This is a genomic window from Streptomyces sp. CA-294286, from assembly GCF_050947155.1.
GTDB lineage: Bacteria > Actinomycetota > Actinomycetes > Streptomycetales > Streptomycetaceae > Streptomyces.
This window is the reverse complement of record NZ_CP192004.1, coordinates 12,977-35,052: the sequence shown is the minus strand read 5'-3', so window position 1 is coordinate 35,052 and position 22,076 is coordinate 12,977. Positions and strand designations below refer to the sequence as shown.

Genomic DNA, 22,076 nt, shown 5'->3' with positions numbered 1-22,076 from the left:
GGCCACCGCTTCCTACCGGCGGTGGGCGGGCGTTCTCACCTGGACCGCCGTCGTCGTCGCCCTCATGGCGGTCGCGCTCGTCCTCTGGGTCGGGGTCGCCGCAGGGGTACCGGCCCTGATCGTTCTCAACTGTTCTTCTTCTGTGATTACTTGACGGCCTTCGCGGCCTCAAGGGCCTCGCTCATGCGCTTCTTGAGGGCGGCAAGCTGGTCCTTGTTCTCCTCGATCAGCCGCTTCTGGATGGCCGACTCCTCCTGGAACCAGACCTCGATCAGGCGGGTCTGCTTCTTGCAGTCGATGTCGTCCAGCGCGAGCTCGATCGCGTTCTTGGTGGTGCCGTCGCCGTCGGCGTAGCCCTGTTCCATCGCCCGGTACGGATCGGCGGCCTTGCGGCCCTTGTCCTTCATGCAGGCCGACCAGCTCTTGAGAGCCTTCTCGACCGGCTTCAGAGGCCGGGACTCGGAAAGGCTTGTCGAGGCGAGCCTGGAGACAAAGCCCGCATCTTCTTCGTTGACCTTGAGCCGCCGCTTCGACCAGCCGGCGCAGCCGCCCACGTGCAGCTTCTTTCTGTTGTGCTCGGCGCGCGCGGGCTCCGGCACCCTGCCGAAATGGCCCTCGCTGCCCTCGGCGCTCCTGGGCGGGGCGAACTCGGGCTTCTTCCGCCCGGTCAGGACCTCCACCTCGATGCCTGAAAGCCCCTTCTCGACGGATTCGAGACTCCGGGTCAGCTCCTTCGGCAGCCCGTACCCGTGCTTCTGTGCCTGTGCGCGGTCGCTGAGGCCGTAACGCCGCTCGATCGAGACGGCGTTGCTGTGGGGCGGCGGATTCGCGCCGGGTCGCGGCAGATCGACGGTCAGCCCGTACTCGGCCATGCACCGCGTCTGCAGGGTGCGCAGCGCGGTGTCGACGGCGACCTGATCCGCGTAGGAGGGCAGGTAGGACTCAAGCGGCAGCTCCAGGCCCTTGACCAGTCCAGAAGCGGGCACCTCCGCAGGCCAGTTGGCCCGGTTGATCGGAATCTTGTCCTTCGCCGAGTCGGAGACCGATCCGGACGAGGAGCAGGCACCGAGCGACATTGCCGCGAGCATGACAGTGGTGGCGACGGTCGTTCGCCTGAGGACGTGCATGGGTTTTCCTTCTCTGCGTGACGTGAGGGGGTCCACGTGCGTGGCGTGTGCCGGCCGCGCTCCTTGCGCTCAGCGGCGCAGCGCTGCACACGGGCAGCAGCAGTGAGCTGAGAAGCCCCCAGGATCCCTCCTTGGCTCCGACGCTCGGCTCGGGGACCGTGTACTGGACGTGCATCGGCGCAGTTACCGGGGTTTCGGCGCGCGCTGCAGGCCCTGGTCTCCGCACACGAGGGCCCCGTGAGCGGCGCGCCGACTGGGCACGGAACGCGAAGGTGACCCAAGCCGGGCCCCTCCCTCAAGCCTGGGAAGGGCGCCCATGCGGTCAGCTTTGCCCGTCGGGGATGCAGGGTGCCTGCGTGTTCGCCAGAGGTGGCTGTCCGGGTCGGGAGGGGAGCGTGTTTTCCTTCGACTCTTGCACCGGCACAACCACCTGCAGATCTGCCATGTCACTGAAATCTGCGCGGGCGCCGTTCAGGGCGGCCGCCACGGCGCTGCTGGCGTGCGCGCTGGCTGCTTGCGTCGGCCCCGCCAGCACCATACCTGGCAGCCTGGGCAGCACCGCAACCGACGGCCGCGCCAGCAGTGCCCCGTCGGCAAAGAAGGACCCGGGCGTCTGCCCCCGTGCGTAGACCATCGGCCACCGGGGCGCACCCCGGCGGTACCGCAGAACACCCTCGCGTCTCTCCAGGCGGCGGTGCGCCAGGGGGCGGAGGTGGTGGAGACGGACGTGCAGTTCACCAAGGACGGCACACCGGTGCTCATGCATGACGAGACCGTCGACAGGATGACCGACGGCACCGGGCGTATCGACCGGCTGACCGATGTGCAGCTCTCCCGGCTGACGGTCACCGGCGGAAGCCGCATACCCACCCTGAAAGAGGCGCTGAAGCCTCTGCAGGCGGGCTCGGCCCGCCTGTTGCTGGAGATCAGGGCCCGCAGACGGCTGCCGCTGTCCATCGGGCCCTGCAGCAGGTCGCGGACGCCGGGATGAGAGGCCGCACGGTCCTGCAGTCCTTCGACGAACAGGTCGTGAAGGACGCACACACCTCACCTCACCGCACCCAGGTGGCCCTGCTGAGATCCGCCGTGGACCCCGACCCCGTCGCCACGGCGAAGAAGTTCTCGCTTTCCGCGTACTCGGTCAACTTCAAGGGCCTGTCGACCAGGCCCCAGGAGGTCGCCCGGCTGCAGAAGTCGGGGGTCAAGGTGTACGTCTGGACAGTCGACAAGGAGCGCGACTGGAAGGCGGCGGCCTCCTGGCACGTCGACGGCATCATCACCAACGTCTCCGACGGCTTCGTCGACTGGCGCACAACCCAGTGCGCCACACCCCCGCCCTTTGCAGCGCGCTGAAGCCGCCCCCTCCCGGCATGCCGCAGCCACGTGCTCACAGCTTCGGCCCGTCTTCAGCGCAGCCACCGCCCGCAGCCGCGATGCCTCTCGCGCCGACGGTGACAAGTGCCTTGCATCGCAGCCAGTTCACTCGCGCACAGTCCAACGAACCAGTACCACGCGCACTTGGGATCAACAGGAGGTACATACCGAACCCCGACTGAAACTTTGGTTTCATCGCGAGTAAGATTTGGGTCAGCCATGGGGGTTGTGTGACCGCGCGGCGGAAATTTCGCTAGAGGCATGGGTGCTGCGCGCGACGACTGAGGTCCTAGCCGGGATCGCGCCAGGCCAAATTGACACCGCGAGCCGACCGCCGGATTTGTTTTGTTCAGACAGCGTGTCGCCATGGATGATCTAGATACAGGAAGGCCAGCAAATGGACGAGTCGGACATGCCGAGCATAAAGCCGCGAATAAGTGTAATTGTGCCGATCTATCAGGTGCAGCCCTTTCTGCGGGAGTGTCTCGACTCCGTCCTTGAGCAGTCCTTCCGTGACATCGAGGTCATAGCGGTGAACGACTGCTCGCCGGACCGGTGCGGGGAGATCGTGGACGCCTACGCTGCCGCCGACAGCAGAGTCCGGGCGGTGCACCTCACGGACAACGTGGGTCTGGGCCGTGCACGGAACGCGGGCATGGAGGTCGCCACCGGCGACTACTTGTTCTTCCTTGACAGCGACGACACGCTTACTCCCGGTTCGCTGCAGCTCATAGCCGACCGGCTGGCCAAGACGGACGACCCGGATGTCTTGATTTTCGACTATGCGCGTACGTACTGGTGGGGCGGACTGACTCGCAATAGCTTGTCCGCGGTATTCAAGGGGAACGGGCCGGAGGTCTTCACGGCCAAGCAGCGCCCGGAGTTCCTCAAACTGCTGATGGTCGTGTGGAACAAGGTGTATCGGCGTGACTTCGTCGAGCAGGGCGGCTTCCGTTTCCCGCCGGGCTACTACGAAGACACGCCGTGGACGTTCCCGGTCCTGATGTCAGCGCACAGGGTAGCCGCCCTGGACGAAGTCGTCGTCCACTACCGTCAGCGCCGACAAGGCAACATCCTTCGCACAGTCAGCCGAAAGCACTTTGACATATTCGATCAGTACACGCGGGTCTTCGCCTTCGTCGACAAGGACCCCGCGCTCAGGGAGTGGCGAGCTCAGCTCTTCACTCAGATGATCGACCACTTCGTGGCCATTCTGGCGAAAAGTAACCGGGTGCCCGAAGAGGCACGCGCAGAATTCTTCTCTCTGGCCTCCGCGCACTATCGGCGATACTTGCCGGAGGGATACGTACGTCCCGAGGGGAAGTCGGGAATCCGTCATGCCCTGATAGCCCGTGGTGCATATCCGGTCTACCAGGCCATGAAGGTGGCCAACAAGGGAAATCGCGAGGTGCGCAAGAAGGTCCGCACCGTGCAGAAGAAGGTGGCACGCAAGCGCTTGGACCGCGGGTACGAAGCCGCCCTCAAGCGGCCCGTCGACCCGAACCTGGCAGTTTACTCGTCCTACTGGGGCCGCGCCTACGTGTGCAACCCCGCTGCCTTGCATGCCGCAGCGAGCAAGATAGCCCCGCATGTCCGGGGCGTGGTGGTCGTCAAGCAGGAAGAAGTCGCCAAGCTCCCCGCGGGGGTCGATTTCGTTATTCCGGGAACACCCCGGTACTGGGAAGTCATGGCACGCGCCAAATACTTCTTCAATAACGTCAACTTCGAGGACAAGGTCCTCAAGCGGCCCGGCACAGTCCATGTGCAAACACAGCACGGAACGCCGCTGAAGCGTATGGGCATCCATCTTCTGCCCTACTCGGCGGCTGCTAAGGGAATGAGCTTCGGAAAGCTTCTGGAGCGTTCGGACCGCTGGGACTACTGCATCTCCTCCAACCGATTCTCCTCCGGTGTGTGGGAGCAGGCATTTCCCTGTTCCTTCCAGAATCTGGAGACGGGTTACCCGCGCAACGACGTCCTGTACACGTCGTCCGGGGACGATGTGCGCCGTATTCGGGAAGAACTGGGCATCCCGCAAGGGAAGACCGCAATCCTCTACGCGCCCACCCACCGCGATTACAACAAGAATTTTGTCCCGCAGCTCGACGTCGCGCGTCTCGCCAGTGACCTCGGCGAGGACTTCGTGCTATTGATGCGCGGTCATCATTTCTACGAACGGACTGCCGAACTCAAGGAGTTGGTGGCATCAGCCCGAGTGATCGACGTCACTGACCACTCATCGTCGGAGGAGCTGCAGCTGGCTGCGGACGTACTGCTGACGGACTACTCGTCGATCATGTTCGACTACGCCAACCTTGATCGGCCGATCGTGATCTATGCCGACGACTGGGAGGTCTACACTGCCTCGCGCGGCGTGTACTTCGACCTCCTAGAGCAGTCGCCCGGTCACGTTGCACGCACACAGGGCGAACTCTTCGATGTGTTCACTTCGGGAGCGTGGAACGACGATCGGTCCGACACCCTGCGCGAAGCGTTCCGCCGTAAGTTCTGCGAGTACGACGACGGCCGCGCAGCCGAGCGGGTGATCCGGCAGATCATGCTCGGTGAATCCGCCGAGAATCTGCCTGTCGTGCCACTGGACGAGCGGATTCCCGCTCCGTCGCCGACGGTTGCGTATGCAGATGCGGCGGACCGGGAGCCGCAGCAGCAGCACACTACGGCCGCGTAGGCCTGCTTCGCACACGCCAGGCACTGGGCAGAGCTGAGAAGCTCTGCCCAGTGCCTTCCCGTATCTGCAAGCCGGCTTCTCTGGTCGGCGAACAACGAGCACGGAGGAAGCATGACTGCGCAGACAGGCGCCACAACTGGTTCTCATGCAGAAGTCAGACAGGTCTGGCCGCGCGACGGCCGGATCCGAGTTCTCGGCACGGTCGTCACCGGTGGAGTACCTGATGCCGCACCCGCGGACAGGCAGTGGCTGCTACGACTCACCTCCCGAGAACGGTCCGACACCGTCACCCCGCCTGTGACCCGGCGGCTGACGAACCGGTTCAAACACATAGTGACCGGCACCTCTGTGCCCACTCCGCGTCGGTTGCTCTTCCCGGTGACTAGCGACGGCGCGGATTTTGAGGCCGTTGTCCGCGTGAGGGACCTGGCAGTCTGGGACGCATTGCCCCAGGAGCTCTGGGACTTGGAACTGGTGGCGACACGCGGAGGCAAAAAAGTGATCTTGCGAGTCGGCGGACACCTCGACGACATGCCGGGCAAGAAGCAGATAGTGAAGTTCCCCGAGCAGTCGCTTGCTGGAGTCGCTGTGCTTCCGTACTACACCGACAGCGACGACCTGTCCGTGCGCACCGCCCGCATCAGCACCTCCGACCAGGGTGCCGCATGAAACTCTCCTATCTGATCTACAACGCGTTCGGCGTCGGTGGCACGGTCCGCACCGTGTTCAACCAAGCCAACGCCATGGCCGAGCACGGCCATGACGTCGAGATCGCGACCATGCTTCGGTACCACGAGGAACCACCGTTCCTGCTGGATCCGCGGGTGAAGATGATCGCCCTCGTGGACAACCGAACCGGCCCCCATTCCTACGTGGACTGGGACGGATACGAAGGCCAGGAGGACACCTCCTGGCACACGCTTCTGCCGCTGGGTGTCTCCAAGAACGCTGACAGTCGTCGCCGCATCAGCGCGCTGATCCGCTACTTGCAGAGCCTGGACGACCGGATCGTGATCGGTACCCGGCCCACCATCAACCTGGTCGTCGCGGAGTTCACGGATCCCTCACTGACCCGGATAGTCCAGGAACACGCAGGCCTCTCCACGCACAAGGGGGAATGGCGTGAGGCTATCGACACCGCCTACGTCAAGCTGGACGCGGTTGTCTGTCTCACTCAAGGGGACCGCGCCGCCTATACCCAGGCATTCCCGGATCTTCGCGTCGATCTCATCCCGAATGCGCTGCACACCCTGGACGTCCCCCAGACCGACCTCAGCCGGCCTCAGATCGTCAGTGCCGGACGGTTGGACGAGAACAAGGGTTTCGACAAGCTCATCGAGGCATTCAGCCAAGTATCCATGACGCATCCGGACTGGACCCTGCGCATTCATGGCCATGGTCCGGCGTTGGAAGGACTCCGCAAGCTTGTCCGTACCAAGCACTTGTACAACCACGTATTTCTCATGGGTTCCACAAAAAACCTTGACGCAGAACTGGCGAAGGGCTCAATCTTCGCGATGAGTTCGCGGTCCGAGGGCTTCGGGATGGTTTTGCTGGAGGCCATGAACTGTGGACTCCCTGTGGTCAGCTTTAATTGCCCGGTCGGTCCTCGCGAACTCATCACCGATGGGGTGGACGGGCTTCTCGTCCCCGAACGTGACGTGGATGCACTGGCCGCCGGCATCAGCCGCCTCATCGAAGACGAGGAACTGCGCGGCCGCCTCTCCCAGTCCGCGCTGAAGAAGGCCGCAGAGTACGGCCCTGCTCTTGTCGCGCGTTCCTGGGAGCAGCTCTACAAGGAGCTGATCACGGCCAAGAGAATCTCACCATAAATACGGTGCTGCGATGGTGAGTGTGGGCGTGAGGCCGTTCTCCGTGGTCTGGGAACGGCCTCACGCTGTCAGAAGAGGTGCTCGTCGGCGGTTGGGTAGCCGTTGCCGATCTTTTGACGGGGGGCGTAGCCGCCGGCGCCGTTGCCCTTGTAGAACCAGAGGTTGCCGTAGTCCTTGCCGGTGACAAGGTCACGGCCGACCAGATCGGGGTGGCTGTCGCCGTCGAGGTCGCCAGGGGCAGCCAGAGCCGTGTAGGTCTGCCAGCCGTTGCCTATCCTGACCCGCGGAGCGTAGCCGCCGGCGCCGTTGCCCTTGTGGAGCCAGAGGTCTCCGGCGCTGTCCCTGCCGATGAGGTCAGGGCGGACCGGGTCGGTCGCACCGTCGCGGGCGAAGTCGCCGGCGGCGATCAGTATGTTGTAGTCGCCCCACGATTTGCCGACGCCGGGGGGATCAACCTGTATCCCGGTGGGGCGGTAACCACCAGTGGCCGTGCCGGAGTGACGCCACAGCTTGCCCCCCTGGCGCACGAGAAGGTCGGGGTTACCGTCGCCGTCGGTGTCCCCGGGAGTGAGTACATCGTCGGCGCCCTTGAGCCCGCTTCCCGCTTTCACGCGGGTGCTGCCGGAATACCGGCCGGTTGCCGGATCAGCCGGGTACCCCCACAGGTCACCGGCCTCATCCACGGCGACCAAGGTGCCTCCCTGGCGGGAGATGTGAAGCATGTCCCGCCAGCCGGATCCCACCTTGCACGGAGCCGCGAGGCCTCCGCTGGTCTTGCCGGCGTAGCGGAACAGCGCGCCGGAGGCGTCGACACGGAAGACCGCGCCCTTGGCGAGTGCGGCAGGTGCGGAAGGTACGCAGTCTGCCCAGCTGGCAGCGCCGCGCAGTTTCGCGTGATCGGAAACGGCCGCGTCGCGGGGCAGTGCGTCTCCCTTGACGTCCCAGGGCCTCGGCAAAGTGGAACTTCGCCCGTTTCGCGATCATCTGATCCCGAGGAGAGCGAGGGGGCGGTGGGGGTCTCGGGCGTTGTACCGCAGGCCGGCGGCGATGTTGGTTGCGCCGGCGAGTCGGAGGGCGCCGATGGCAAGGTTGCGCCAGGTGGCCATCGCGCGGGGCGCGTTGCCGGTCCGTAGTTGCGAGGCGTCCTCGGCGAAGGTGGTGTCCCGGACGTGGTGCAGCGATTCGACTGACCAGTGGCCGCGGATCAGCGTTGCTAACTGGCCGGGAGTCGCCTGTTCTGCAGTCAGGCTGGTGACCGCGTGGACGGTGTGCAGGGTGACCTTCCCGGTCTTGCGGTGCACGCGGCGGCGTTTGAGCTGGATGGCCTGCTGGGCGCCGGGGAACAGGAGGTTGCTCACGGTGCAGACCTTGATACGCCGGATCTCGCTGCGGCCGTGGCCGGTTGCGCGGGTGCGGTCCTGCAGTGGGATCTCCTTCCAGGGAAGGGCTTTGAGCTGTTGGCGGAGCTTCTTCTGGTTCCCCTTGGCGATCACGATGTAGTGCGCGGCGCGTCCAGTCAGGTAGGTGGCGTGCTCACGCTGGGTGTGGAGTGCGTCGCTGGTGACCACCGCGTCAGCGAGGTCGGCCACGGTGTCCAGGAGTGGTTGGAAGCAGGTGATCTCGTTCGTCTTCTCGCCGACGTCGAGCTGGGCCAGGACCAGGCCGCTGGTGTGGTCGAGCGCGGCGAGGAGGTGGATCTTGCGACCGCCTGCGCGGGCAGCTCCGCGCAAACTCTTGCCGTCAACGGCGAACCCGCGCAGACCGGTGGCCTGCGGGATGGTCTGGCGGCGGTCCGCGAGCCAGCGTCCGATGGCCTGATCGAGGGCGTCGCCGTCGACGCGGGAAAGGACCCGGCGCAGGGTCGCCTCTCCGGGCACCGGGTAGTGCCCGGTCAGTACGTCGAGCGGTCCGCCGAGAGCGGCCCGGACGGTCTGCGGGGAGTCGGCAGACCATTCGCTGACCGCCAGGAGCGAGGTCGCGCCGGCCAGTACAGCCGAGGCTGCCAGTGCCAGGACGTAGACGAGAACGTGCCGTATCCCGCGAGCGGCCCGCGGATCGGGGACTTCGGCCAGGCGTTCCAGCAGGCCAGGATGTTCGGCCGTCTGCGCGGGAGGCTGATCGCGGAGCTGGTCAAGAACGGGAGGGATCAGGGAGGATGCAGGTGCAGGCACGGTCTTCCGTAGGGATCATGGGAACTCGACACTCACATGATCATGGAATTCGGTGCCTGCTTCGTTTCTGCCGTCCCACCCCACCCCACCCCGGCTGGCGGGTGGCGGGGTGCGTTCGGGACCTGCACCGCCCTGAGAGGACCCTCGCGTGTTCAACTTCGGGATCGAGAGCTACCGGCCGCGGTGGCTGACCGGCCGTAATGCCGTCATGGCCGCCGACGGCGAACGGCTGCGCGCGCTCATCGGCCGCACGCTGACCCGTGCCTGGCTGGTCTGGGACCTCCAGGACAACGAATGGTTCCCCGACTGTCCCGTCCTGCTCGACTTCGACGGGGAGCAGGTCGAGATCAACCACCACAAGTTCGACGACCTCTCCATCACCTGGAACACCATCGACCCGCACAAGCCGGTCCTGTGGCCCGACTTCGACCTGCAGTGGCGCCACGACGCGCGCGCTGAGCTGCACGCCCTCCAGGGCCAGGTCCTCCAGGACGTCGAGCTCATCGAATGGATGGAAAACAAGTCCGCCCAGGGGTCGGTCGACGTGAGCTTCCTCTTCCCCGAGAAACAGCTGACCATCGTCAACGCCCTCGACGAGAACGGGCTGACGTTCGGGCTCCCCGAGCCGCACCAAAAACGTCACTCGTTGCGCTGACGAACACACCCCAACGCCAAGCGCTCTCCCAAGACGGACATCACAGAACTTTGCCGAGGCCCTGCTTGACGTCCGCGAAGAAGCGGGACGTCATGAAGATGTAGTCAATCTTTCTCGCACTGGCCCCGTAGTGCGTGGGTTCACGGGAGCGGCAGCGGGTCAGCCTGAGCTCGACACATTTCTTTGCGCTTCCCGTTGCGTCCCGCTGAAAGAACACCGCATCCGTTTCATCGACTTCCCTCATTATCCCATCAGATCCCTGATCGAAAGTCGGGAATGGCTCGTAGAAGGGATCCGTTCCGGGGTTCCATGGCTGGGTGTTGAAGTCTCCTCCAACAACTGTGGGGGTCCCGTTGCCGATGGAATTCCATTCGGCTACCTTGGCGCCGAGCAGCTTCGCCTCAGCGTTACGGTAGGCCGACGTGGCCTCATTCTCCGCGCCCCAGTAGAGGTGCACTGAGCACGCCCACATGGGCCGGGATTGCACATATGCCTTGATGCAAGGACTCTTGATGTCCTCTGACTCCAGGCGGCCGACCTTGTTGACCGGGTCCCGATAGGTGTTCAGATCCAAATCGGTATCAGCGGAGTTGTAGCCGTTTTCATTCGCAGCAGGAACGCCCTTGACAAACACGGCCATCCCGTAGCCTGACTTATTCAGGCAAAGACCCTCCCTGCCCTTTGGCGGGATTGTCTGAGCGTAGTTTCCGATGTATCCTCGTGTGGTCAGCGTACCTAGAATGCTGTTGTACTGGTACTCGCATATCTCCTGAACGAATACGACATCGGCTTCCCACCCAGTCGGCTCCGTCTCCTTGATGACTTCACTTACCCGAAGGCCTTTATCATCGTCTTTTACGCAATTATGCCCGCATATGTTGTAGGTGGCGAACCTGACTGGTGGCGCTGTGCTCGTTTCCACTACGTCTGCCGCCCGTGCGGTCGGCGTACCGGTGACGCTGGCGGCGAGCAGGAAGACCAGACTTCGCAGCACGGCCAGCCCTGACCTGAGTGTTCTCACGTGATCCCTTGCGAAACCCCAGCCGACAGCCGGGGGAAGTTGAGGCGTACTGAGGTCCGACAATCAGGAAAGGGCGATGGTTGTACGCAACCTCGCCGTGCTCGGCGTCCGCGACCGAGATGACACCGAGGGCGGCCAGTTCGGAGATATGGGATGCGGTGGCGAAGCCGAACAGCACCAGGACGGCGTTGCACTTGCCGACGAGGGCGGTCCGGTCGGCGCCGGACAGATCGGCCACCTAGCCTCGGCGCGGCGGATTCGGCCCCACAAACCAGGAAGGCGCAGCCGGATCCCTGGCGGGAACAACGCCTCGCGATGCTCGGCCAGAAACGCGGATACGCCCCCTGCCGAGATCAATTCCCGGCAGGGGTTCCACGCACCCCGCCCCACCATCTCCCCGGCCCATTTTCCCGTGCATGCCGACAGGAATGGCCCCGTGAGGTTCCCCCGAGATGCGGTGGGTGGTGACAGCGGGTCAGATGGGTCTCATGAGAGGAACTCTGGCTATGGCTGCACCGAGGAAGTACCCGCAGGAGTTGCGTGATCGTGCGGTGGGGATGTACCGCTCCGCCGATCCGAAGCCGCAGATCAAGCGGCTGGCAGCCGATCTCGGGGTGCATCCCGAGGCCCTGCGCGGCTGGATCCGCCAGGCCGAGGCCGATGCCGGCGAGCGTGACGACCGTCCGACCATGGCCGAGCGCGAGGAGCTCGCGGCCCTGCGCAAGGAGAACACCCAGCTCAAGCGGGCGAACGAGATTCTGCGGACGGCCTCGGCTTTTTTCGCGGCCCAGCTCGACCCGACCCGGCCCAGGTGACGGCGCTCTTCACCGAGCACCCGCACCTGGAGGTCGAGCCCACGCTCGGGGAACTGCACATCGCCTCCTCCACCTACTACCGCTGGCGCCGCGCCGAGAAGGAACCGTGCGAACGGGTCCGCAAGGACGTCGAGCTCACTGGCCGGATCCGCGAGATCCACACCGATTCCGGCGGGGTCTACGGCTCCCCGCGCGTGCACGCCGTCCTCAAACGCGAGGGCGTCCAGGTGGGCCGCAAACGCGTCGAGCGATTGATGCGCGAGGCCGATCTCGCGGGCATCAGCCCTCGCCGCAACAGCTTCACGCGCCGGGACCCCAAGGCCACCCTGGCCCCGGACCTGGTCGAGCGGGACTTCACCGCGCCCGCACCGAACCGGCTGTGGGTCACCGACCTCACCGTGATCACCACGACTGAGGGTCCGCTGTGGCTCTCGGCGATCCGGGATGCCTTCTCACGCCGGGTGGTGGCCTGGGAGACCTCCGCCCGAGCGGACGCCGACCTGGTCCTGTCCTCGCTGGAATACGCGCTGGCCAGCCGGGACGTCGAGCCCGGCCGACTGATCAACCACGCCGACCACGGATGTCAACACACGTCCGTGAAGCTCACAACGCGCTTGTTGCGGGCAGGAATTGAGGCTTCCATGGGCTCGGTTGGGGACTCGTACGATAACGCTCTCGCCGAGAACTTGTGGATGCTGATCAAGACTGAATGCGTCCGCGGCCGCGTCTTCGCCACGAGGGCCGAGGCGAACCTGGCGCTCTTCGAGTACATCGACGGTTTCTACAACAGCCGGCGCATCCAGAAACGGCTCGGCTACCTCAGCCCAATCGAGTTCGAGGAGCAGTACTACGCCGACCGGGCGACGGCCGAACAACCGAACCTGAACATCCAACAACCCGCTCTGACCAGCTGATCAGCACCTCCCGCACACCGGGGGAACCTCAACGGGCGAGCGAGAGCAGGGCTTGGGTGTGCAGCAGGCCCTCGGATCGCTTCTTGAGGTAGTAGTCCCGGGAGGGGCCGGGCCGCATCATCGCGGCCTGCGCCGACATGTAGAAGATGTGCCGCAGGCGCCGGTGGTAGTGCTTGGGCCGGTGGTAGTTGCCGGTGCGACGCCCGGAGTCCCGGGCGACCGGCGCCAGACCGGCGTGGGAAGCGAGGCGGCCGGCGTCCTTGTAGCCTCCCAGGTCGCCGACGATGGCGATGAACTCGGCGCCCAGGATAGGGCCCATGCCGGGCATGGACTCGATGATCTCGACCTGGTCGTCGGTGGGGAAGCTCTCGCGGATCTCCCGCTCGTTGTTCTTGATCCGCTCGTCCACGGCCAGGAGTTGGTGGGCCAGGTCGCAGACCAGCTCTGCGGCCCGCCTCTCACCCGGCAGAGCGGTCATCTGCGACTTGGCGGCCTCCACGGCGCTGGCGGCCACGACGTGGGCACCACGGACCTTGCGCCGTTCCAGCCAGGTCGTCAGCCGCTTGACGCCGATACGCCGCAGAGCGGCCGGGGTCTGGTACTCGGTGAGCATGACGACGGGACCTTTGGCCGCGGAGTAGTCGAAGGCCCGCTCCAGGGCGGGGCAGATGCCCACCAGCAGGTCACGCAGCCTGTTGATCAGCCGGACCCGGTCGGCGATCAGGTCGGCACGGTACTTCGTCAGCAACTGGAGGGTGAAGACCAGTTCGGGCGGAGTGTCCAACGGAGCGAAGTCCCGGCGCATGCGGGCCTGATCCGCGATGACCTTCGCGTCCTTGGCATCGGTCTTGCCCTCGCCCCGGTAGGTCCCGGACATCCGGTTGACCGTGCGCCCCGGCACGTAGACCACCTGCTGGCCATGGGCGATCAGCAGAGCCAGCAGCAGCGTGGACGCCCGGCCGGAGATATCCACCGCCCACCGCACCTCGTCAGCCTTCTCCTTGGCGGTGCCGATGAGCGTCAGGATCTGCGCTTCGTCGTTGATCACCTTCGTCGAGAACAGCGTCTCTCCGTCGGCATCCACCGCCACCGCCCAGTGATGCCCTTTGCCCGCATTGATGTCGACCCATATCCGTGTACGAGACGCGCTCAAGACCGTCGCTCCGTTCCACCGTGACCAGAACTTTCACGGTCCGCAGAACACTCCGCCGACAGGTCCCTAACCAGCGATGACCGCAGTCCTCAATCAGTGGTCGGAGCGTCCCGGAGGGTCGGGCGGCCATTCTCCTTGAGCCATCAACGGCAACCCAGCATCAGCCACACCCGGTCCTCCCGGACCGCCTACATTCTTAGGGAGTCCAGCATGTCCCGGATTCCCGAAGCGCCTGGTCGGGGAGGGGATAGGGCGGGCGGTGGGGCGGCTATCGTCCTGGCATGACGACACAAGAGTTCGACCTTGTCACCTCACTCGCCCGAGGCGTGGAAGGACGCAGTGGCGCGTGGACGTTCATCCTGGGGTTCGCCGCCCACTGGACCGGCGCCGCTCTGGGAAGCGAAGACGGATGGGCGGAAGCCGATCTTGATGCTGCCGAGGAAAGGCTGGGCCTCCCACTGCCGACGGCATTGCGTGAGGCGTATCTGCTGTTCGGGCGCCGGCAGGATCTCACCAGCAACCACGATGTGCTGCTTGGCCCGGCAGAACTGTATGTCGATGACGCCAAGGAAGCCCTGGTCTTCCGTCACGAGAACCAGGGAGCCGCGTCCTGGGGCATCCCTCTCGACAGCCTCCCAGATGACGACCCCGCGGTGGCCGTCCGGCTCGACCTTGCCGACAAGGGCGCCGAGCGATGGGAGGAGTGGCTGGCGCGTCTTTCCTTGTGCTTCGTCGAAATTGTTCTCTCCGAGGCTCTGCAGGCCGATGAAGAGCTCTGCGACTTCCTCGACCCCGATGACAACAGCCTCGAGCTGCTGGAGACGAACTTCCTCCGACTGCCGTTCCCTGCGTACCCCATGGGCGAGGAGACCCGGTGGTTTTTGGGCCAAGACGTCCTTGTGCGCGATGACGACGGCACGGCCATCCTGGCCCGCGGACGGACGGCCAAAGCCGTCGACCGTGTCCGTGACCTGATCCCGGGCGACTGGCAGAACGACTATCGCTGACCCACGGCCCGGCGCACGAGGCAGGGCCGTTTCCATGATCATGAAGTCCGCCACAAGCCATGCCCTGCTTGCAGAACGTTCATAACCACGCATCATCCGTGATCTGGACCGGCCCTGGACCAACTCCGCGAGCTGCCCGCGGTAAGGCCCGGGGAGGTGTTCGGCCCGCTGGAGCGGCTGCTGCAGCGGCTCGGCGTACCCAGTACTGACCCGGAGAGCGGTGCTTCGATGGCCGGTTGAGCTCGGCCGCGAAGAAGGCCGCGGCCGCCTTGAGGATCTCGTTCGCTCTGCGCAGTTCGGCGTTCTCGGCGCGCAGCCGTTTGGTCTCCGCGACCTCCTTGGACGTCACCCTGGGTCGCCGGCCGGCGTCGACCTCTGCTTTGCGGACCCACGTTCGTACCGTCTCGGTAGAACCGATGCCCAGCGTCGCGGCAACCGCCTCCATCGCGGTCCACTCAGTTGGGCAGTTGTGGTGGATCTCTGTGACCATGCCTGCCGAACGCTCACGAAGCTTGGCAGGATAAGCGGACGGACGGGCCGTGGCTCGATCCTCTAGGGAATCGAGCCACGTACAGACGCGGGGATGCAAACGGCCCTTGCGGCTCCTGTTTGGAGGGCCCGCAGGGGCCGTTGTGACCCCTGTACGTAAGGGGCCTGTTTGCGTCGGACGTTCGTTATCGCGATCCCAGGGGTGGGTGTCGCTCTGTCGGAATCTAGTTGGCGTTGCGGAGGAAGGTGCTGACGTTGATGTTCCAGCTGGTGGTGGTGGCGCTGGTCCAGCCGGCGAGAGCGCCGTTCAGTCTGTTGTCCTTGTTGGCGGTCCAGGTGAACATGCGGACCTTGCCGTCGCTGTAGCCGTACATGGCGGCGAGGTCGTCTCGGCCGTCGCCGTTGTAGTCGCCGGCGACCATGCGCATGTGGGCGTAGTGGAAATTGCCTGCCGCGGTCTCGTAAATCTGCACTGGTGTGGAGAAGTGGCCGTCGGGGTCGCTCTTGGCACTGAGGAAGTGGACGGCGTCGCGGCCGTCGGAGTAGTCGTACCAGGCGGCGATGTCGTCACGGCCGTCGGCGTTGAAGTCACCGGCGTGAACGTTTGTGCGGTTCCAGTCGCCGAAGGTGGAGCTGGCCCAGGAGCCTTGCGAGGCCTGGAACTTGCCGTCGGCTGTGGTGAGGAAGCTGAACATTTTGATACTGCCGTCGGCGAAGCGGTAGAGGCCGCCGATGTCGTCGCGGCCGTCGGCGTCGAAGTCACCGGTCGCGAACTTCATATTGTCGACGTTCCAGTCCTTGGGGTTGCTCCACGACGAGAAAGGCGCGTTGAAGCTTCCCTTGGGGGTGGAAGTGAAGGTGTGGAGCGTGTCGCGGCCGTCGGAGTAGTCGTACCAGGCTGCGATGTCGTCGCGGCCGTCGCCGTCGAAGTCGCCGCTGTGGAGTGTGGCGCGCTCGGCGTACCAGCTTCCGGGGGTGGAGGTCCAGGCGACGAAGGGTGCTTCGAAGCCGCCGTCGGGCTTGCCGAGTGAGGTGAAGAGCTGGGCTTTGCCGTTGCCGTAGTTGGCCATGATGGCGGTGTCGCCGCGGCCGTCACCGTTGTAGTCACCGGTGGTGAGCTGGATCTTGTCGATGTTCCAGCTGCCTATGGCGGAGGAGTATGACTGGAAGGGCTGTGCCAGGGAGCCGTCCGCGTTGGACTTGATGGTCTGCAGTGCGGAGTGGCCGTCGGAGTAGGAGTACCAGGCGGCCATGTCGCTGCGGCCGTCGCCGTTGTAGTCGTTGCGCGGGGCGGTGCCGCTGGTCCACAGCGACTGGCCCTTGGCGTTGTAGATGACGAGGTTGCCGCGGTTTTGCAGCACGGCCACACCGCCGGCACCGGCCGCGGAGTTGTTCGGGTCCGCCGTCACGGCCGGGATGTTCGTGGACCACAGACGCTTGGTCTTCGTGGTGTCGCTCGCGCACGCGGCGAGGTCGGCGTCGGTAGCCGCAGGAGCACAGATGGCGAGGTTGCCGCTGTCCTCCATTACCGCCCTGGCACCCGGATTGCCGGAGGTGCCGGCAGACCAGATGACCTTGCCCGCATTGGTCGTGATGCTGAGCACACCATTGTTCATGGCGAGCTTCGACGCCTTCGACGTCAGAACCTCACCATTACCCAAGGACGTACCAGCCGGAAGCGGAACACCATTCGGAAACCGGTGTTGGATCCAGCCATCGGTGGTGGCCTGCTCCAGTGCTGCGTTGTAAACAGCGGCCATTTTTCGGTATCCGGCGTCATTGGGGTGCAGCCCGTCGGGCAGTTCCGTGGTTACGTCTAGACGGGGGGAATCGAAGTAGCGCACGTGCTGACCTGTGTCGAGTCGCGCAGCTATATTTGCCTTGACCGAGGAGTTGTAAGTAGCGGCTCGTGCTTCCTGGCCACGCGTGTCTACAAGCAGTCCTTGAACGAGGACGGTGACAGTCGGCTGGTTCGACCGGATTCGGTCGATGAGGGAGGACAGCTCCTCGGCCGCTGCAAGGGGATCCGCGCCGGCTCGTAGGTCGTTGATGCCGAGGTGGAGAAGTACGGCGTCCGGATAGGAGGATTCCTGCCACTGGTCTATCGAAGCGCGAATGCCGGCAACTTTGTAGCCACTGTGGCCTTCGTTGTCCGGATCGGCTACCTCGCCCGCCGATCTGGAGCCGACGAAATCAGCGCTGTAGCGGTTCTGCGCAGAAATGAGATTCCATAGCGGTGCTCGGTATCCTGCCTTTGTGGTACTTCCCGAGCCCGCCGTTATGGAATCGCCGAGCGGCATGATCCGTACCGGGTTGGGCATTACCTGCGGGGCTGTGGCGGCGTGACTGATACCGGCACCGAGCGTGGCCGTCACTCCGAAGGCGGCGGTACCTGCGGCGATGATGCCGATACAGGCGTAGGTAAACGCTTTTCGCGCTGGACCTAGCGATATCACGAGTTTCCTTCTGGTGGTGTGTCAGGTCGCTGATACTGTACGGGGCGCTGTACGTGAAAAATAACTGCCCGGCGCTGCACCTCACTTGATGGAGATAGCGCCTGCGAGGCCGGGGAGCGAGCGCCTGCCGTAGAGCTCGCCTGGCCGCTGTTCCTGCTTCTTCAGATCGGCCAGGACCTCCTCAGGCAAGGAGCGGTCCGTCATCACTGAAACACCCACACCTGAAACTGGGACGACACCGCAACCCCCGCCTTAATCCGGGAACGACGCCGACCGCTGCCCCGTCCGGCGTATTACCCGCCGACGGGCGCAGGCGACGGCTCACAGAGCCCAAGCTGGGCCGACAGATGGTCAAGCACTCCATGGGCCGAAGTACCCCTCGGCTGGGTTGCCACCGACAGTCCCTACGGCCAGAACCGCAGACTCCGCGCCGCCGCGAGGCACCGCCGCCCCTTCTACGCCACGGTTCTCGCGACCGAGCCGATGCACGTGCAAGGTGCCGGCAGCCAGGGGGTGGATACTTGCGCAGCCGTCCCGCACCTCGGGCGCCGCTCGTGCGGAGCGAGGGCCCGGGCCTGCGCTCGTGCGACCGGGTGCTGGTCGAGGTGACCCGGCGCGGCGACACCGAGGCGGTCCGTGCCCAGCCATATCCTCCTGCCGCACTCGAGCGCTGACTTGAGCAGTGACTCAAGCCACATAGTCTGCTTCGCTGCCTACATCGCCCGGGTGTAAGGCCTGTGCTGGTCCCTCGAAGATTGCTTCGCGGCAGTCAAGCGGACCGGACCACTATGGGGTCCGTAGCTGGGACTCCTACCGTCCCAGTACCCGTCCACGGCCAGGATGGGTCGTCTTTCCTCGTCTTCGGCCGACACAACCGCGACCTGCAACACCGGCGATGCGCACCTTAGTTGCTCGCTCGGCCAACACCGTGCGAGGAAGCTGAAAAGGGCGAATCGCCAGGCAGGTTGGAAAGCTGGTTGACTGCACCGCGGAATGGATCCGCTGTCGGCTCAACCTGCTCCTCTGGGGCTACCACACCTCCGCAACCGACGATCGCGCGCGCAGTCGTGCTGCCGCTCACCCATCAAGCCCACAAGTAACACTGCCACTACGCCATCCGCGACAGACGCGATAACGAATGCCCGCTGCAGTACCTGCCGGCCCACCTCCCCCATGGGGGGTGGGCCAGCAGGGCCAATGCGCCCCCGCGTGGGAGGGTGGCGACCACAGGGGGGACGTTGCCGCTACGCGGAGTGCCGCTTTACCGCACCCTAGTTGGCGTTGCGGAGGAAGGTGCTGGCGTTGATGTTCCAGCTGGTGGTGGTAGCACTGGTCCAACCACCGAGGGCGCCGTTGAGCTTGCCGTCCTTGTTGGCGGTCCAGGTGAACATGCGGACCTTGCCGTCGCTGTAGCCGTACATGGCGGCGAGGTCGTCTCGGCCGTCGCCGTTGTAGTCGCCGGCGACCATGCGCATGTTGGGGTAGTGGAAGTTGCCCGCAGCGGTTTTGTAGGCCTCGACCGGAGTTGCGAAGTGGCCGTCGGGAGTGCTCTGGGCGGTGAGGATGTGGACGGCGTCGCGGCCGTCGGAGTAGTCGTACCAGGCGGCGATGTCGTCACGGCCGTCGGCGTTGAAGTCACCGGCGTGAACGTTTGTGCGGTTCCAGTCGCCGAAGGTGGAGCTGGCCCAAGAGCTCAGTGACGCTTGGAACTTGCCGTCGGCTGTGGTGAGGAAGCTGAACATTTTGATACTGCCGTCGGCGTAACGGTAGAGGCCGCCGATGTCGTCGCGGCCGTCGGCGTCGAAGTCACCGGTCGCGAACTTCAAGTTCGCCACGTTCCAGTCTGAGGGGTTGGTCCACGAGGAGAAGGGTGCGTTGAAGCCGCCCTTCGGGGTGGAGGTGAAGGTGTAAAGGGTGTCGCGGCCGCTGCTGAAATCGAACCAGGCTGCGATGTCGTCGCGGCCGTCGCCGTCGAAGTCGCCGCTGTGGAGTGTGGCGCGCTCGGCGTACCAGCTTCCGGGGGTGGAGGTCCAGGCGACGAAGGGTGCTTCGAAGCCGCCGTCGGGCTTGCCGAGTGAGGTGAAGAGCTGGGCTTTGCCGTTGCCGTAGTTGGCCATGATGGCGGTGTCGCCGCGGCCGTCACCGTTGTAGTCACCGGTGGTGAGCTGGATCTTGTCGATGTTCCAGCTGCCTATGGCGGAGGAGTATGACTGGAAGGGCTGTGCCAGGGAGCCGTCCGCGTTGGACTTGATGGTCTGCAGTGCGGAGTGGCCGTCGGAGTAGGAGTACCAGGCGGCCATGTCGCTGCGGCCGTCGCCGTTGTAGTCGTTGCGCGGGGCGGTGCCGCTGGTCCACAGCGACTGGCCCTTGGCGTTGTAGATGACGAGGTTGCCGCGGTTTTGCAGCACGGCCACACCTCCGGCACCGGCCGCGGAGTTGTTGGGTGCTGCTGTCGGGGCGGGGATGTTGGTGGACCACAGGCGCTTGGTCTTCGTGGTGTCGCTCGCGCATGCGGCGAGGTCGGCGTCGGTAGCCGCAGGAGCACAGATGGCGAGGTTGCCGCTGTTCTCCATTACCGCCCTGGCACCCGGATTGCCGGAGGTGCCGGCAGACCAGATGACCTTGCCCGCGTTGCTGGTGATACTGAGCACACCATTGTTCATGCTGAGCTTCGACGCCTTCGACGTCAGCACCTCACCATTGCCCAAGGACGTACCAGCCGGAAGCGGAACACCATTCGGGAACCGCAGTTGCTGCACCCACATGTTGATGTCGTCCACGCGCGACTCAACGGCACCGCGACGGGTCTCGGCCACGTTGAAGCAGCCGCCCTGCCACGAGGTGCTGTTGACTCCCACCAGCTCGACAACGCCTCCGGTGGTTCGCAGAGCGGGCCCACCGGCGTCGCCCTTGCAGATGCTGGAGGTCTCGTCACCAGTGATGGCGATGGTGTTCTCACCGGTCGCGTCCACCGTGAAAGTACCGGTGTGCAGACGGTCGGGAACCCACTCGTCCTTGGTCTGCCCGAAGCCGGACACCACCAGCTTCTCGCCACTGACGGGGACAGAGGCCGCGAGCGCAACGGGAGTAATGTCGGTGACCGGCGTGGCGAGCTTGGCCATCACCATGTCCCGGTCCTGCCGGGGCACGAGCTGGACGACATCAACGACCTTGCCTGCGTTGGTGGCGAGGTCGGTGCGCCCGATCGTCGCCGTGGTCTTCTGCTTCGGCGCACCCGCGGGTATGGGGAAGGCCTGCGCAGGGTTGTCGGCGAAGCAGCTGCTCGCGGTGAGGATCCACTGCTCGTCGACGAGGGCGCCGGTACAGCTGCGGTGGTTGTCACCGATCGTGAGCTTGGCGGTGAAGGCGTAGCTGCCGATCGCGGGGGTGATTCCCGAGACAGCGGATGCGGGCGCCGCGGTGAGGAGACCTGCGGCTACGGCCGAGGCGGACAGGAGACTCACTGCCCATCGGGAACGGGCGGTCTGTTTAGGCATGGGGTCCTCAGGATGCGTAAGAAGTGTCGGGGACTGGAGGCCGGTCCCGAACGTGAAGGCAGGAGAGATGGACGGGCCGCGGATCTAGCGAGACGGCGCTTTCCCTACGAATGCCAGGTGCTGACGCAGTGTCGGCCCGGAACGGGTCGTAGTGCTGTCCTGGCCGGACGTACGCGTAGGGTCAGGCCGCCGCGCCGCAGAGTTTTGGTCAGAACTCCGTACACGAGGCGTTGTTCCTGCGCTCGTCGATGGGCGGGGGCGATTGCCCGCGGCGGTGCTGTCAGCCGGTGATGCGAAGTTCGACCAGCATGGAGCGCTTGCCGGTGTCTCCTGTTTCGCCCATGGGGGTGTAGTCGTCCTTGGGGGCGTTGATGACGGTTTTTTCCTGGTCCGCGGTGAGGGTGGCCTGTACGGGCTGGTCTGTGGTCCAGATGCCGAAGGAGTCGGGCAGCTCCAGGGTGACGTAACCCTTCTTGCCGGTGACGTTGAAGCAGACTCCTGCGCTGTCGGTGCGGGACTTGACCTTGATGTCCCAGGAGTTGGCGCAGTCGCTCAACAGAATGTGACCGTCGCCCTTCTTCAGAACGATCTTGCGCTCCTCGGCGATCTTCGCGGCGCCGGGGTACGCGAAGTCTTCGACAGCGGCAGGCATGTCGGCTGCAGCTGCCGGGGCAGACGGGGCCGCCTGCGCGCTGCTCAGGGCAGCCACGCCGGCCATGGCTCCGACGGTGGCTATAAGACCTGCCAGCAGGCTCCTGGCTCGGAACTTTGTCACGGATTTCCCCTCTGAGTGCTGATTCAGGGGGAGTTGACGACCCCCCGCAAGATTCACGTAAGTAAAGCATATGTAAGATGAAGGTGAAGATGCGAGCACGG

The 22,076-nt window shown here is 65.0% G+C and carries 16 protein-coding genes and 2 pseudogenes; 9 read left to right on the top strand and 9 right to left on the bottom strand.

Annotated elements, in window-relative coordinates:
• Window positions 1-146 precede the first annotated feature (146 nt).
• Complete coding sequence (locus tag ACQPZG_RS00140; RefSeq protein ID WP_433543676.1) at window positions 147-1,127, bottom strand: hypothetical protein; 981 nt, start codon at window positions 1,125-1,127, stop codon at window positions 147-149.
• Between the two features lie 316 nt (window positions 1,128-1,443).
• On the opposite strand from ACQPZG_RS00140, the gene ACQPZG_RS00135 reads away from it, so the two are divergent.
• From ACQPZG_RS00135 to ACQPZG_RS00115, 5 genes are all read left to right on the top strand, one after another.
• Window positions 1,444-2,118 (top strand): glycerophosphodiester phosphodiesterase, encoded by a 675-nt coding sequence (locus ACQPZG_RS00135; RefSeq protein WP_433543675.1) that lies wholly within the window; start codon window positions 1,444-1,446, stop codon window positions 2,116-2,118.
• Window positions 2,115-2,480 (top strand): glycerophosphodiester phosphodiesterase, encoded by a 366-nt coding sequence (locus ACQPZG_RS00130; RefSeq protein ID WP_433543674.1) that lies wholly within the window; start codon window positions 2,115-2,117, stop codon window positions 2,478-2,480. Before ACQPZG_RS00135 ends, ACQPZG_RS00130 begins: the two co-directional genes overlap by 4 nt.
• 418 nt (window positions 2,481-2,898) lie before the next feature.
• Entirely contained in the window at window positions 2,899-5,190 is a 2,292-nt protein-coding gene (locus ACQPZG_RS00125; RefSeq protein WP_433543673.1) for a CDP-glycerol glycerophosphotransferase family protein, read from the top strand.
• A gap of 111 nt (window positions 5,191-5,301) precedes the next feature.
• Complete coding sequence (locus tag ACQPZG_RS00120; protein ID WP_433543672.1) at window positions 5,302-5,859, top strand: hypothetical protein; 558 nt, start codon at window positions 5,302-5,304, stop codon at window positions 5,857-5,859.
• Window positions 5,856-7,022, top strand: a complete 1,167-nt coding sequence (locus ACQPZG_RS00115; RefSeq protein ID WP_433543671.1) for a glycosyltransferase family 4 protein — start codon at window positions 5,856-5,858, stop codon at window positions 7,020-7,022. Before ACQPZG_RS00120 ends, ACQPZG_RS00115 begins: the two co-directional genes overlap by 4 nt.
• A gap of 68 nt (window positions 7,023-7,090) precedes the next feature.
• On the opposite strand, the gene ACQPZG_RS00110 is transcribed toward ACQPZG_RS00115, so the two are convergent.
• On the bottom strand, window positions 7,091-7,978 hold the full coding sequence (locus ACQPZG_RS00110) for an FG-GAP repeat domain-containing protein (RefSeq protein ID WP_433543670.1): 888 nt from the start codon (window positions 7,976-7,978) through the stop codon (window positions 7,091-7,093).
• A gap of 24 nt (window positions 7,979-8,002) precedes the next feature.
• A complete protein-coding gene (locus tag ACQPZG_RS00105) occupies window positions 8,003-9,193 on the bottom strand; it encodes an ISAs1 family transposase (RefSeq protein ID WP_433543669.1) in 1,191 nt (396 codons plus the stop codon).
• 148 nt (window positions 9,194-9,341) lie between these two features.
• On the opposite strand from ACQPZG_RS00105, the gene ACQPZG_RS00100 reads away from it, so the two are divergent.
• The gene (locus ACQPZG_RS00100) at window positions 9,342-9,848 is read left to right on the top strand and encodes a hypothetical protein (RefSeq protein WP_433543668.1); all 507 of its coding nucleotides are present in this window, start codon (window positions 9,342-9,344) and stop codon (window positions 9,846-9,848) included.
• A 40-nt stretch (window positions 9,849-9,888) separates the two neighbouring features.
• Here the strand turns inward: ACQPZG_RS00100 and ACQPZG_RS00095 are convergent, their stop codons facing one another.
• Window positions 9,889-10,869 carry an endonuclease/exonuclease/phosphatase family protein gene (locus ACQPZG_RS00095; RefSeq protein ID WP_433543667.1) on the bottom strand — a complete coding sequence of 327 codons (981 nt, stop codon included), beginning with the start codon at window positions 10,867-10,869 and terminating at the stop codon, window positions 9,889-9,891.
• 506 nt (window positions 10,870-11,375) lie between these two features.
• Between ACQPZG_RS00095 and ACQPZG_RS00090 the strand changes: the two genes are divergently transcribed.
• Window positions 11,376-11,684 (top strand): transposase, encoded by a 309-nt coding sequence (locus ACQPZG_RS00090; protein WP_433543666.1) that lies wholly within the window; start codon window positions 11,376-11,378, stop codon window positions 11,682-11,684.
• Window positions 11,681-12,598, top strand: coding sequence for an IS3 family transposase (locus ACQPZG_RS00085; protein ID WP_433543665.1), 918 nt, complete (start codon window positions 11,681-11,683; stop codon window positions 12,596-12,598). Before ACQPZG_RS00090 ends, ACQPZG_RS00085 begins: the two co-directional genes overlap by 4 nt.
• A gap of 31 nt (window positions 12,599-12,629) precedes the next feature.
• On the opposite strand, the pseudogene ACQPZG_RS00080 reads toward ACQPZG_RS00085, so the two are convergent.
• A pseudogene (locus ACQPZG_RS00080) lies at window positions 12,630-13,751 on the bottom strand (IS110 family transposase); the annotation flags it as partial.
• A gap of 281 nt (window positions 13,752-14,032) precedes the next feature.
• Between ACQPZG_RS00080 and ACQPZG_RS00075 the strand changes: the two are divergent.
• Window positions 14,033-14,758, top strand: a complete 726-nt coding sequence (locus ACQPZG_RS00075; protein WP_433543664.1) for an SMI1/KNR4 family protein — start codon at window positions 14,033-14,035, stop codon at window positions 14,756-14,758.
• A gap of 221 nt (window positions 14,759-14,979) precedes the next feature.
• Here the strand turns inward: ACQPZG_RS00075 and ACQPZG_RS00070 are convergent.
• The 4 genes and pseudogenes from ACQPZG_RS00070 to ACQPZG_RS00055 form a co-directional block, all read right to left on the bottom strand.
• Window positions 14,980-15,248: pseudogene (locus ACQPZG_RS00070) on the bottom strand (IS3-like element ISMyma3 family transposase); the annotation flags it as partial.
• Between the two features lie 223 nt (window positions 15,249-15,471).
• On the bottom strand, window positions 15,472-17,703 hold the full coding sequence (locus ACQPZG_RS00065) for an FG-GAP-like repeat-containing protein (protein ID WP_433543663.1): 2,232 nt from the start codon (window positions 17,701-17,703) through the stop codon (window positions 15,472-15,474).
• Between the two features lie 1,271 nt (window positions 17,704-18,974).
• Window positions 18,975-21,167, bottom strand: coding sequence for a trypsin-like serine protease (locus ACQPZG_RS00060; protein WP_433543662.1), 2,193 nt, complete (start codon window positions 21,165-21,167; stop codon window positions 18,975-18,977).
• 313 nt (window positions 21,168-21,480) lie between these two features.
• Window positions 21,481-21,975: a hypothetical protein gene (locus tag ACQPZG_RS00055; RefSeq protein WP_433543661.1), complete on the bottom strand. Its 495-nt coding sequence runs from the start codon at window positions 21,973-21,975 to the stop codon at window positions 21,481-21,483.
• Between the last annotated feature and the right edge of the window lie 101 nt (window positions 21,976-22,076).

Excerpts from the sequence above, each read along its gene's own strand:
- ACQPZG_RS00125 (WP_433543673.1), top strand. The coding sequence starts at position 2,899 with ATGGACGAGTCGGACATGCCGAGCATAAAGCCGCGAATAAGTGTAATT.
- ACQPZG_RS00130 (WP_433543674.1), top strand. The coding sequence starts at position 2,115 with ATGAGAGGCCGCACGGTCCTGCAGTCCTTCGACGAACAGGTCGTGAAG.
- ACQPZG_RS00135 (WP_433543675.1), top strand. The coding sequence starts at position 1,444 with ATGCGGTCAGCTTTGCCCGTCGGGGATGCAGGGTGCCTGCGTGTTCGC.
- ACQPZG_RS00115 (WP_433543671.1), top strand. The coding sequence starts at position 5,856 with ATGAAACTCTCCTATCTGATCTACAACGCGTTCGGCGTCGGTGGCACG.
- ACQPZG_RS00140 (WP_433543676.1), bottom strand. The coding sequence starts at position 1,127 with ATGCACGTCCTCAGGCGAACGACCGTCGCCACCACTGTCATGCTCGCG.
- ACQPZG_RS00075 (WP_433543664.1), top strand. The coding sequence starts at position 14,033 with ATGACGACACAAGAGTTCGACCTTGTCACCTCACTCGCCCGAGGCGTG.
- ACQPZG_RS00090 (WP_433543666.1), top strand. The coding sequence starts at position 11,376 with ATGGCTGCACCGAGGAAGTACCCGCAGGAGTTGCGTGATCGTGCGGTG.
- ACQPZG_RS00120 (WP_433543672.1), top strand. The coding sequence starts at position 5,302 with ATGACTGCGCAGACAGGCGCCACAACTGGTTCTCATGCAGAAGTCAGA.